Source organism: Methylomonas sp. LWB (genome assembly GCF_001856095.1).
In the GTDB taxonomy this organism is placed as follows: domain Bacteria; phylum Pseudomonadota; class Gammaproteobacteria; order Methylococcales; family Methylomonadaceae; genus Methylomonas; species Methylomonas koyamae_A.
This window is the reverse complement of record NZ_MKMC01000100.1, coordinates 181,479-193,256: the sequence shown is the minus strand read 5'-3', so window position 1 is coordinate 193,256 and position 11,778 is coordinate 181,479. Positions and strand designations below refer to the sequence as shown.

Below are 11,778 nucleotides of genomic sequence, written 5' to 3'. Positions count from 1 at the left end.
GTTTCTGGCTTCGAAAATAAAGTGTTGACACTTTCTGAAAGTTCTGTAGAATATGTCGGCTCAACAGGGCGAGATGCTCTGGCTCTTTAACAAGATGAATCGAAATAATTTGTGTGGGTATGTGTGGCGATACGTTTCTGTTAGAAATTATCGGCGCAGAGAATCCACGTCAATTCGCAAGAAACGACGTTCTGTAGTCGAGCCAAGATTGGATGCTAATCTTATTTAGTATCAAGCATTATTAAACTGAAGAGTTTGATCATGGCTCAGATTGAACGCTGGCGGTATGCTTAACACATGCAAGTCGAACGCTGAAGGGTGCTTGCACCCGGATGAGTGGCGGACGGGTGAGTAATGCATAGGAATCTGCCTATTAGTGGGGGATAACGTGGGGAAACTCACGCTAATACCGCATACGATCTACGGATGAAAGCCGGGGACCTTCGGGCCTGGCGCTAATAGATGAGCCTATGTTGGATTAGCTAGTTGGTGGGGTAAAGGCCTACCAAGGCGACGATCCATAGCTGGTCTGAGAGGATGATCAGCCACACTGGGACTGAGACACGGCCCAGACTCCTACGGGAGGCAGCAGTGGGGAATATTGGACAATGGGCGAAAGCCTGATCCAGCAATACCGCGTGTGTGAAGAAGGCCTGAGGGTTGTAAAGCACTTTCAATAGGAAGGAATACCTGCCGGTTAATACCCGGTAGACTGACATTACCTATACAAGAAGCACCGGCTAACTCCGTGCCAGCAGCCGCGGTAATACGGAGGGTGCAAGCGTTAATCGGAATTACTGGGCGTAAAGCGTGCGTAGGCGGTTGTTTAAGTCAGATGTGAAAGCCCTGGGCTTAACCTGGGAACTGCATTTGATACTGGGCAACTAGAGTTTAGTAGAGGGGAGTGGAATTTCAGGTGTAGCGGTGAAATGCGTAGAGATCTGAAGGAACACCAGTGGCGAAGGCGGCTCCCTGGACTAAAACTGACGCTGAGGTACGAAAGCGTGGGTAGCAAACAGGATTAGATACCCTGGTAGTCCACGCCGTAAACGATGTCAACTAACTGTTGGGTTCTTAAAGAACTTAGTAGTGGAGCTAACGTATTAAGTTGACCGCCTGGGGAGTACGGCCGCAAGGCTAAAACTCAAATGAATTGACGGGGGCCCGCACAAGCGGTGGAGCATGTGGTTTAATTCGATGCAACGCGAAGAACCTTACCTACCCTTGACATCCTCGGAACTTGTCAGAGATGACTTGGTGCCTTCGGGAACCGAGAGACAGGTGCTGCATGGCTGTCGTCAGCTCGTGTTGTGAAATGTTGGGTTAAGTCCCGTAACGAGCGCAACCCTTATCCTTAGTTGCCAGCGAGTCAAGTCGGGAACTCTAGGGAGACTGCCGGTGATAAACCGGAGGAAGGTGGGGACGACGTCAAGTCATCATGGCCCTTATGGGTAGGGCTACACACGTGCTACAATGGTCGGTACAGAGGGCAGCAAACTCGCGAGAGCCAGCAAATCCCAAAAAGCCGATCCTAGTCCGGATTGCAGTCTGCAACTCGACTGCATGAAGTCGGAATCGCTAGTAATCGCGGATCAGAATGCCGCGGTGAATACGTTCCCGGGCCTTGTACACACCGCCCGTCACACCATGGGAGTGGGTTGCAAAAGAAGTAGGTAGTTTAACCTTCGGGAGGGCGCTTACCACTTTGTGATTCATGACTGGGGTGAAGTCGTAACAAGGTAGCCCTAGGGGAACCTGGGGCTGGATCACCTCCTTACAAAGACAGAACACTGTCACACGTACTCACAACAAATTATTTCGATTGAAAGACGCACCTGGGTCTGTAGCTCAGTTGGTTAGAGCGCACCCCTGATAAGGGTGAGGTCGGAGGTTCAAATCCTCCCAGACCCACCAACTAACGAAAAGGCGAAAGTCTGAATCTATTCGGGGCCATAGCTCAGCTGGGAGAGCGCCTGCCTTGCACGCAGGAGGTCGGGAGTTCGATCCTCCCTGGCTCCACCATCACGTGACGTCGATCTTAAGCCAAGATATCAACATCAACGCTATACAGCTTTTCGGTTAATAACCCAAGGCTCGATAGCATTGATATTCGTATCAATACGCTCTTTAACAATATGGAAATCTGTAACCTAAGTCTTGATCGGCTAACGATCAATACTTAAAAACGAGTTGCGGGCGGTAGCCAGCGGCTTTCGAAAGAAAGCGGCCCAAAACCTCCGTAAAACGTTCTCAAGCAACATCAGCGAACATGTCAGCGACTAAAAACCTTAATACAGACGTATTCGGGTTATATGGTCAAGTGAATAAGCGCATACGGTGGATGCCTAGGCAGTAAGAGGCGATGAAAGACGTGGTAGCCTGCGAAAAGCGTCGGGGAGGTGGCAAACAACCTGTGATCCGGCGATGTCTGAATGGGGAAACCCGGCGAGGATAACCTCGTCATCTTTGAGTGAATACATAGCTCACTGAAGCGAACCCGGAGAACTGAAACATCTAAGTACCCGGAGGAAAAGAAATCAACCGAGATTCCCTAAGTAGTGGCGAGCGAACGGGGACTAGCCCTTAAGCTAGGATAAGGTTAGTGGAACGGTCTGGAAAGTCCGGCGATACAGGGTGATAGCCCCGTACACGAAAACCTTTTTTTAGTGAAATCGAGTAGGTCGGCGCACGTGAAACGTTGACTGAATATGGGGGGACCATCCTCCAAGGCTAAATACTCCTTACTGACCGATAGTGAACCAGTACCGTGAGGGAAAGGCGAAAAGAACCGCGGAGAGCGGAGTGAAATAGAACCTGAAACCGTATGCGTACAAGCAGTGGGAGCCCCTTCGTGGGGTGACTGCGTACCTTTTGTATAATGGGTCAGCGACTTACATTTTGTGGCAAGCTTAACCGAATAGGGGAGGCGTAGGGAAACCGAGTCTTAATAGGGCGTTGAGTCGCAAGGTGTAGACCCGAAACCGGGCGATCTATCCATGACCAGGTTGAAGGTGTGGTAACACACACTGGAGGACCGAACCCACTCCCGTTGAAAAGGTAGGGGATGAGTTGTGGATCGGAGTGAAAGGCTAATCAAGCTCGGAGATAGCTGGTTCTCCTCGAAAGCTATTTAGGTAGCGCCTCGTGTATCACTGCTGGGGGTAGAGCACTGTTTCGGCTAGGGGGTCATCCCGACTTACCAACCCGATGCAAACTCCGAATACCAGCAAGTGTCAGCACGGGAGACACACGGCGGGTGATAAGGTCCGTCGTGAAAAGGGAAACAGCCCAGACCGTCAGCTAAGGTCCCCAAATCTATGCTCAGTGGGAAACGATGTGGAAAGGCACAGACAGCCAGGAGGTTGGCTTAGAAGCAGCCATCCTTTAAAGAAAGCGTAATAGCTCACTGGTCGAGTCGGTCTGCGCGGAAGATTTACCGGGGCTAAGCATAGTACCGAAGCTACGGATTCACGCTTTGCGTGAGTGGTAGAGGAGCGTTCCGTACGCCTGCGAAGGTCGATTGAGAAGTCGGCTGGAGGTATCGGAAGTGCGAATGCTGACATAAGTAACGATAAAGGGGGTGAAAAACCCCCTCGCCGTAAACCCAAGGTTTCCTGCGCAACGTTAATCGACGCAGGGTTAGTCGGCACCTAAGGCGAGGCCGAAAGGCGTAGTCGATGGAAAACAGGTTAATATTCCTGTACCAGTTGTAACTGCGATGGGGTGACGGAGAAGGCTATATCAGCGGTCGGTTGGAAGTGGCCGTTTAAGCGTGTAGGCAGGCATCTTAGGCAAATCCGGGATGCTATATGCTGAGGCGTGATGACGAGTGTCTCGAAAGAAACGCGAAGTGATAGATGCCCTGCTTCCAGGAAAAACCTCTAAGCTTCAGGTTACAAGTGGCCGTACCCTAAACCGACACAGGTGGGTGGGATGAAAATTCTAAGGCGCTTGAGAGAACCCAGGTGAAGGAACTAGGCAAAATGATACCGTAACTTCGGGAGAAGGTATGCCGTTGATAAGTGAAGTCCCTCGCGGATGGAGCGTAAGGCGGTTGCAAAAAATCGGTGGCTGCGACTGTTTAGCAAAAACATAGCACTCTGCAAACACGAAAGTGGACGTATAGGGTGTGACGCCTGCCCGGTGCTGGAAGGTTAATTGATGGGGTTAGCGTAAGCGAAGCTCTTGATCGAAGCCCCAGTAAACGGCGGCCGTAACTATAACGGTCCTAAGGTAGCGAAATTCCTTGTCGGGTAAGTTCCGACCTGCACGAATGGCGTAACGATGGCCACACTGTCTCCACCTGGGACTCAGTGAAATTGAAATCGCTGTGAAGATGCAGTGTACCCGCGGCTAGACGGAAAGACCCCGTGCACCTTTACTATAGCTTGACACTGGACTTTGAACCTACTTGTGTAGGATAGGTGGGAGGCTTTGAAGCGGGAACGCCAGTTCTCGTGGAGCCAACCTTGAAATACCACCCTGGTATGTTTGGAGTTCTAACCTCGATCCATTATCTGGATTAGGGACAGTGTCTGGTGGGTAGTTTGACTGGGGCGGTCTCCTCCCAAAGAGTAACGGAGGAGCACGAAGGTACCCTCAGCCTGGTCGGAAATCAGGCAATGAGTGCAAAGGCATAAGGGTGCTTGACTGCGAGACGGACAAGTCGAGCAGGTACGAAAGTAGGTCTTAGTGATCCGGTGGTTCTGTATGGAAGGGCCATCGCTCAACGGATAAAAGGTACGCCGGGGATAACAGGCTGATACCGCCCAAGAGTTCATATCGACGGCGGTGTTTGGCACCTCGATGTCGGCTCATCACATCCTGGGGCTGAAGCAGGTCCCAAGGGTATGGCTGTTCGCCATTTAAAGTGGTACGCGAGCTGGGTTCAGAACGTCGTGAGACAGTTCGGTCCCTATCTGCCGTGGGCGTTTGAGATTTGAGGGAAGCTGCTTCTAGTACGAGAGGACCGAAGTGGACGAACCTCTGGTGTTCCAGTTGTCCTGCCAAGGGCATTGCTGGGTAGCCACGTTCGGACAGGATAACCGCTGAAAGCATCTAAGCGGGAAGCCCCTCCCAAGATGAGATCTCACTGGGACTTTAAGTCCCCTGAAGGGCCGTTGGAGACGACAACGTTGATAGGCACGGTGTGGAAGTCCAGTAATGGGCGTAGCTAACGTGTACTAATTGCCCGTGAGGCTTGACCATATAACACCCAATGCGTTTGGGTTGTCTAAGACAATCGCTGAAAACAACGCAAGAGAACGAACTCGATACAGATTTCCATGAAAAGCAGGTCAAAGGCAAAACCACGTAAGCGCGAATATCCGCACACGCGGTGGTTAGCGTAGTAAATGCCTGAAGGCTAAGCCAAACGGCTTAACCCGACCTGTTGCATGACAGTTGGTCAACAACCAACTTAACCAGTTTGCTTGGTGAACATAGCAAGCGTGAACCACCCGATCCCATCCCGAACTCGGAAGTGAAACCGCTTAGCGCCGATGATAGTGTGGCAGGTTGCCATGTGAAAGTAGGTCATCGCCAAGCGCCTATACCAAAAGCCCGCTTGTTAATCTAATAGGCGGGCTTTTTTGTGCGTTTGCGTAATTCGATTTTTGAATACAATTTGTTGCGTCAACAATACTATGTAATAAGCCTGTAGGTTGATAGAATTACCTAACTTAAATTGATAAGCAAGGGAGTTCCTATGAGTGTTACCGAACGAATTCAAAATCAATTGGCTAGCGATGCGGCCGTGCTTTATATGAAAGGCTCGCCAGAGTTTCCACAGTGTGGCTTTTCGAGCAAGGTTGTTCAGATTTTGGGTGCCTGCAACGCAAAATACACGTATATCAACATTTTTGAAGATCCAGAGGTTCGTGAAGGCTTGAAAGTCTATTCTAATTGGCCAACCTACCCACAACTGTACATTAAGGGCGAGCTAGTCGGTGGCTGCGACATCGTAACCGACCTTTATACGAGAGGGGAACTGACTAGCATGTTGGCTAATGCTGGTGCGGTGCAGTAGTCGAGATTTTCTAAAATCTGCCGGTTTCGGAGAGGGAATTGGCAGACTCCATCACTCTAAATCACTTCAAGTTCACTTAACCGCTTCCATCGGTTAATTATCAAGCAGAAAAGTTCGGCCGTTTGTTCGGCGTCATACAGTGCGGAATGGGCTTTTTCGTTATCCCAACTTAGTCCGGCCGCCTGTGCTATTTTTGCTAAAACGGTCTGACCATAAACCAAAGCGCCAAGCGTAGCGGTATCGAAGCTACTAAATGGGTGAAAAGGGCTACGCTTAAAATTCGTGCGCTCAATCGCGGCATTGAGAAAATTGACGTCGAAAGATGGGTTGTGGCCCACTAAAATGGCCCGCTTACATTCGTTACGTTTTACAGCGGCTTTGATCGGCGTAAACAGTTTTGTGAGCGCCTCTTTTTCGTCCACGGCCATCCGAAACGGATGATATGGGTCGATGCCGGTAAATTTGAGAGCCGCTTCATCTAATTCAGAATGCTTAAAAGGGATAATATTGCTCTGGTGTTTTTCGGTAATCCGAAGCAAACCCTGCTCATCCGGTTCTACTATGATGGCGGCAATTTCAAGTAGTGGGTTTTTTTTGGGGTTGAACCCGGCGGTTTCTATGTCAACGATGACCGGCAGATAGCCGCGAAACCGATTGCCTAGCGGGTTGGTAGTAATTTCCATCGAACGTGAATGGCGAAATAAGTCTGTTGTGTGTTATGTTACGTGAGTTTTGGATAGATTTAAACAATATTCAATTAACGAGGTAAATATTATGCAAAACGGGAAAACAGTTTGGCTGGCTGCCGTGGCGCTTGCCCTGCTGAACGGATGCGCGGCTACCAATAGCAAAGATCCCAAGGATCCCTGGGAAGGATGGAATCGAAACGTCCAATCGTTTAACGATAGCGTCGACGACTACGTCATGAAACCGGTTGCTAAGGGATATCGGTGGATTACGCCGAGTTTCGTCGATCAGGGGGTGACGAATTTCTTCAGTAATATTGACGATATCGGGGTGATCGCTAACGATGCGTTACAAGGTAAGTTTTTGCAAACCGGCCAGGACAGCGCGCGGTTTCTGGTGAATACCGCGGTAGGCGTCGCCGGATTTGTCGATGTTGGAAGTATGTTGGATTTGCAGAAACATAACGAAGATTTCGATCAGACTCTTGGGGTCTGGGGTGTTCCAACAGGACCCTATGTTGTGCTGCCGTTCTTTGGCCCTAGTTCCCCGCGCGGCGTCATTGGGTTAGTGGGCGATGCGGCGATGAACCCCTTCACGTACGTTGGTTTTTATATCAATCCGAACTGGATAGGTGCCGCCGTTTCCACGGGTTCTGGGGCGTTGAAGGTTATAGATGCCCGTGCTGATTTGTTGGGAATGGAAAAAGTAGCGTTCGAAGCAGCGATTGATCGGTACCAGTTTTTCAGAGATGCATATTTCTCGAATCGGAATTATTTGATTAAGGATGGCAATGTGCCTGAAGACGATGTGCTGAAGTTTGAGGAACAAAAAGACGATGGTTTTGGTCCACTTGCTCCGAATCCTTATTGAAGTGCGTCTACAAAAGGCTGGGTGCGGCACAACGCCGTCCCTAGCCTTTCAGTTTATTTCAGTCCGAATAAAATCGGATTCAACTTTAGATAACCGAACTTTTTGAATTTGATTCTCCAACGCCGTATCGGCGTTGACATCGCAAGCTACCCGTAAGTAATTCGGCGTGTAACCGAAATAGCGGATATCGCCGTTGTCTAGCGTTTGCGTTTGACCTTCCCAAAGTACATCCGCCAGAGAGTCGATGTTTTCGATGATGAATTGCTCTTTCAGAATCGTTGCCAAATCGTGCAATTGCTTGCTACGCCGTTTTTTCAGGTCTTGGGCGACCGGGCCTGGGAAATTCGCTGCTGCCGTGCCTTCGCGGGGAGAATAACTAAAGATATGAATATGGCCGAAGCCGAGGCGCTCTATGTAGTCATAGCTTTCCTGCCATTCTTGCTCGGTTTCTCCCGGGAAGCCGACGATGATGTCGGTGGTAATATTAAAGTGAGGGATCGTTGTTCTCGCCAGCTCGACAATTTGCCTAAATTCTTCAGTCTTGCAGCGCCGCGCCATGCGTTTCAGAACACTGTCGCTACCGCTTTGCAAGGGTAGGTGTAGGTGCGGCATTAGTCTGGGGTTTTTGAATAGCCCAAAGAAACCGTCCGGCAGTTCCCACGGTTCCAGGGAGCCCATGCGCAGGCGTGGAATCTGGGTTTTGTCCAGGATCTCTGTAATCAATTCGACCAGATTGCTGCCGATGTCGCTGCCGTACCCTCCAAGGTGAACCCCGGTAAGTACGGCCTCCTTGATGCCTTGTTTATGTAAGGCATTGATTTCGTCGACCACTTCTTGAATAAGTCGGCTGCGTTCTTCGCCACGGGCAACCGTAACGATGCAGAAAGTACAGCGGTAACGGCAACCATCTTGTACCTTGACAAAGGCGCGTTGCCGGCCACGGCTGAACAAGGACACTTCGCCGGGCTCAGTCGACATCGCCGGCATGCTGTCCAGATTCAATTCGGTCAGGGTTTTTTCGACCAGCTGGTTTTTGTCCTGGTTGCCTACGATTAAGTCCACACCCATCAATTGCGCGACTTCGGTTTCGTTCAGGGTTGCATAACAGCCGCTGACCACCAGCTTGGCTTGCGGGTTGTCGCGATGGATGCGGCGTATCATTTGCTTGGATTTTTTCACGGCGTCCTGAGTCACCGCGCAGGAATTGATGATCACCAATTGCGCGTCGCTCAGAGTGCGGGTGATAGCGTGGCCTTGGGCCTGAAAGGCTTGAGCCCAGGTTTCCAGTTCGGCTTCGTTGAGGCGACAACCGAGTGTTTTTAAATGTATCTGCATGAAATATCTAAAAATGTAGGTTGGGTTAGTGAAACGTAACCCAACGAATTCAAACAATAGGCGTTAACCAAAAAACCAATACGTTACCAAAATCGCGGCAATCATCCCGCCGAGGTCGGCAATGATGCCGCAGGTGGCGGCGTGGCGTATCTGTTTAATGTTCACCGCGCCGAAATAAACCGCCAATACATAAAACGTCGTCTCGGTGCTGCCTTGCACCACTGATGCCAGCCGGCCGGCGAATGAATCGGCGCCGTGAGTCTGCATGGTGTCTATCATCATCGCCCGCGCGCCGCTGCCGCTGAACGGCTTCATCAAAGCGGTCGGCAGGCCGTCGATGAAGCGATTGTCAATGCCGGCAACATTAATTAACAGTCGGACACTATCGGTGATTAATTCCAACGCGCCACTGGCCCGGAACACCCCGAAGGCCACCAGCATCGCCACCAGATACGGGATGATGGTGATGGCGGTTTGAAAGCCGTGCTTGGCGCCTTCGACGAACAACTCGTAAGCATTGAGTCCTTTTAGGGCAGCGGCGGTGATGAACGACACCACCAAGCCGAACAAAATCACATGGCTGACCAAGGCCGATTGTTTCAGCATCTCGGCCTGATCGAGTCCTGAGAAATAAGCCAGTAGGCCGCCAACCAAGGCGGTGATACCGCCCAGATAGCTCAACACCACCTTGTCCAGGAGGTTTATCTTCTGCACTGCGGCCACCGCTAGCAAGCCGGTCAGCGTCGACATATAGGTGGCGATTAAAATCGGGATGAACACGTCGGTCGGGTTGGCAGCTCCGAGCTGAGCCCGGTAGGCGAAGATCGTCACCGGAAACAGCGTCACCGACGAGGTGTTGATCACCAAAAACAATATCTGCGCGTCGCTGGCTTTGTAGGGATGCGGATTCAAACTCTGCATTTCCTGCATGGCCTTGATGCCCATCGGCGTCGCGGCGTTGTCCAAGCCCAGCATGTTGGCGGCGATGTTCATTGCCATCGCGCCGAGTGCCGGATGATCCTTCGGTATCTCTGGCATCAGCCGGTTGAACAGCGGATTCAGCGCTTTGGTCAGCAAGTCGATGAAACCGCTATGCTCGCCGATTTTCATGAGGCCCAGCCACAAGGCCAACACGCCGCTCAGCCCCAGCGAAATCTCGAACGCAGTCTTAGCCAGGCTGAACATCGCATTCATCAACTCGGAAAACACCTGGGTGTCGCCCAGCACCAGCAGTTTGAAGGCGGCGGTGGCGAAGGCGCTCAGGAAGAAGAAGATCCAGATGAAGTTCAGCAACAACTTGTCCTAATGATTAGCCGATTTTCTTGGCTAAATCAGCTGCGTAGCCGGTATAGCTGTGCGGCGTCAGCGCCAGTAATTCGGCCTTGGCAGCGGCTGGAATCTCCAGTTTCTCCACGAAAGCGCGCATGCCTTCGCCGGTAACGCGCTGGCCGCGGGTTAGTTCTTTCAATTTCTCGTAAGGTTTTTCGATGCCGTAGCGGCGCATCACGGTTTGGATAGGTTCGGCTAAGACTTCCCAGTTTTGGTCCAGGTCCTGGTCGAGTAACGCGGGGTTGATTTCCAATTTGGAAATGCCTTTCAGCGTCGAAGAAATGGCGATGCTGGTGTGGGCGATGCCGACGCCGATATTGCGTAACACCGTGGAATCGGTCAGGTCGCGCTGCCAGCGCGATACCGGCAATTTGTCGGCCAGGAAACCGAAGATCGCATTAGCCAGACCCAAGTTGCCTTCGGAGTTTTCGAAGTCGATAGGGTTGACCTTGTGCGGCATCGTCGAGGAACCGACTTCGCCGGCCACGGTTTTCTGCTTGAAGTAGCCCAGCGAAATATAGCCCCAGACGTCGCGGTCGAAATCCAGCAAGATGGTGTTGAAGCGCGACAGGGCGTGGAAAAACTCGGCCATGTAATCGTGAGGTTCAATCTGTATCGTGTAAGGGTTGAAGGTCAAACCCAGCGACTCGACGAAATTTTGTGCAAACGCTGCCCAATCGACATCCGGGTAAGCGACGCTATGTGCGTTGTAATTGCCGACCGCGCCGTTGATCTTGCCCAGAAGTTCGACCTTGGCGAGTTGTTCGCGTTGGCGCTGCATGCGGGCCACGACGTTGGCGAATTCCTTGCCGACCGTGGTTGGGGTCGCCGATTGGCCATGGGTGCGCGACAGCATCGGTTGCTCGGCGCTGTCCAAGGCCAGTTGCCTGATCGCATTAACGGTGGCGTCGATCTCGGCCAGAATCAGGCCGCGACCTTCCTTCAACATCAAGGCATAAGACAGGTTGTTGATGTCTTCCGAGGTGCAGGCGAAGTGGATGAATTCGTTGACGGCGTGCAGTTCGGTGTTGTGTTTGATCTTTTCTTTCAGGAAATATTCAACTGCCTTGACGTCGTGGTTGGTGGTTTTCTCGATGTCTTTGACGGCTTGGGCGTCGGCTTCGGAAAAATTGCTGACGATTTTATTCAGCGCGGCGGTCGCTTCGGGGGACAAGGCCGGCACTTCGGCGATCTTGGTTTCTGCAGCCAAGGCTTGCAGCCAGCGTACCTCGACTTCGACCCTATAACGGATCAAGCCGTATTCGCTAAAAATGGGGCGCAAGGTGTCGACTTTGTTGGCGTAGCGGCCGTCGATGGGGGAGATGGCGGTGAGGGCGGATTGGGTCATTGCTGGTATATCCTAAAAATAAAACTTAAAAATTAATTTTCCGTATTTGAAATTACTTCATCAAAACGCCACTTCGAAATGCCTTCCAAACCATGCATTAGCAGGATGTTGAAAAAAGAAACTCGGTGGAAAAAATCTTCCGAAATTCTTCTGTTTGTCGCTAAAAGGCATTTGGCTGCAA

The 11,778-nt window shown here is 51.3% G+C and carries 6 protein-coding genes, 2 tRNA genes and 3 rRNA genes; 7 read left to right on the top strand and 4 right to left on the bottom strand.

Annotation, left to right across the window (positions count from 1 at the left end; translation table 11 throughout):
- Positions 1 to 243: 243 nt before the first annotated feature.
- From BJL95_RS23495 to grxD, 6 genes are all read left to right on the top strand, one after another.
- Positions 244 to 1,777 (top strand): 16S ribosomal RNA (locus BJL95_RS23495).
- Positions 1,778 to 1,837: 60 nt separating this feature from the next.
- A tRNA-Ile gene (locus tag BJL95_RS23490) sits at positions 1,838 to 1,914 on the top strand.
- Positions 1,915 to 1,946: 32 nt separating this feature from the next.
- Positions 1,947 to 2,022, top strand: a tRNA-Ala gene (locus BJL95_RS23485).
- A gap of 292 nt (positions 2,023 to 2,314) precedes the next feature.
- Positions 2,315 to 5,208, top strand: a 23S ribosomal RNA gene (locus BJL95_RS23480).
- A gap of 223 nt (positions 5,209 to 5,431) precedes the next feature.
- Positions 5,432 to 5,547: ribosomal RNA gene (gene rrf, locus BJL95_RS23475) — 5S ribosomal RNA — on the top strand.
- Together the 16S, 23S and 5S rRNA genes with 2 tRNA genes alongside form the textbook arrangement of a ribosomal RNA operon.
- 160 nt (positions 5,548 to 5,707) lie before the next feature.
- On the top strand, positions 5,708 to 6,028 hold the full coding sequence (gene grxD / locus BJL95_RS23470; protein ID WP_064025918.1) for a Grx4 family monothiol glutaredoxin: 321 nt from the start codon (positions 5,708 to 5,710) through the stop codon (positions 6,026 to 6,028).
- Between the two features lie 56 nt (positions 6,029 to 6,084).
- Here grxD and rnt read toward each other — a convergent pair whose 3' ends face one another.
- A complete protein-coding gene (rnt, locus tag BJL95_RS23465; RefSeq protein ID WP_064025920.1) occupies positions 6,085 to 6,711 on the bottom strand; it encodes a ribonuclease T in 627 nt (208 codons plus the stop codon).
- 91 nt (positions 6,712 to 6,802) lie between these two features.
- Here rnt and BJL95_RS23460 point away from each other — a divergent pair, with 91 nt between their 5' ends.
- Positions 6,803 to 7,585: a VacJ family lipoprotein gene (locus tag BJL95_RS23460; protein ID WP_071160962.1), complete on the top strand. Its 783-nt coding sequence runs from the start codon at positions 6,803 to 6,805 to the stop codon at positions 7,583 to 7,585.
- Positions 7,586 to 7,633: 48 nt separating this feature from the next.
- Here the strand turns inward: BJL95_RS23460 and mtaB are convergent, their stop codons facing one another.
- From mtaB to purB, 3 genes are all read right to left on the bottom strand, one after another.
- A complete protein-coding gene (gene mtaB / locus BJL95_RS23455; protein ID WP_071160961.1) occupies positions 7,634 to 8,920 on the bottom strand; it encodes a tRNA (N(6)-L-threonylcarbamoyladenosine(37)-C(2))-methylthiotransferase MtaB in 1,287 nt (428 codons plus the stop codon).
- A 63-nt stretch (positions 8,921 to 8,983) separates the two neighbouring features.
- Positions 8,984 to 10,213, bottom strand: coding sequence for a nucleoside recognition domain-containing protein (locus tag BJL95_RS23450; RefSeq protein WP_071160972.1), 1,230 nt, complete (start codon positions 10,211 to 10,213; stop codon positions 8,984 to 8,986).
- 16 nt (positions 10,214 to 10,229) lie between these two features.
- Positions 10,230 to 11,597: an adenylosuccinate lyase gene (purB, locus tag BJL95_RS23445; RefSeq protein ID WP_071160960.1), complete on the bottom strand. Its 1,368-nt coding sequence runs from the start codon at positions 11,595 to 11,597 to the stop codon at positions 10,230 to 10,232.
- Positions 11,598 to 11,778 lie beyond the last annotated feature (181 nt).

Excerpts from the sequence above, each read along its gene's own strand:
- BJL95_RS23460 (WP_071160962.1), top strand. The coding sequence starts at position 6,803 with ATGCAAAACGGGAAAACAGTTTGGCTGGCTGCCGTGGCGCTTGCCCTG.
- purB (WP_071160960.1), bottom strand. The coding sequence starts at position 11,597 with ATGACCCAATCCGCCCTCACCGCCATCTCCCCCATCGACGGCCGCTAC.
- rnt (WP_064025920.1), bottom strand. The coding sequence starts at position 6,711 with ATGGAAATTACTACCAACCCGCTAGGCAATCGGTTTCGCGGCTATCTG.
- grxD (WP_064025918.1), top strand. The coding sequence starts at position 5,708 with ATGAGTGTTACCGAACGAATTCAAAATCAATTGGCTAGCGATGCGGCC.
- mtaB (WP_071160961.1), bottom strand. The coding sequence starts at position 8,920 with ATGCAGATACATTTAAAAACACTCGGTTGTCGCCTCAACGAAGCCGAA.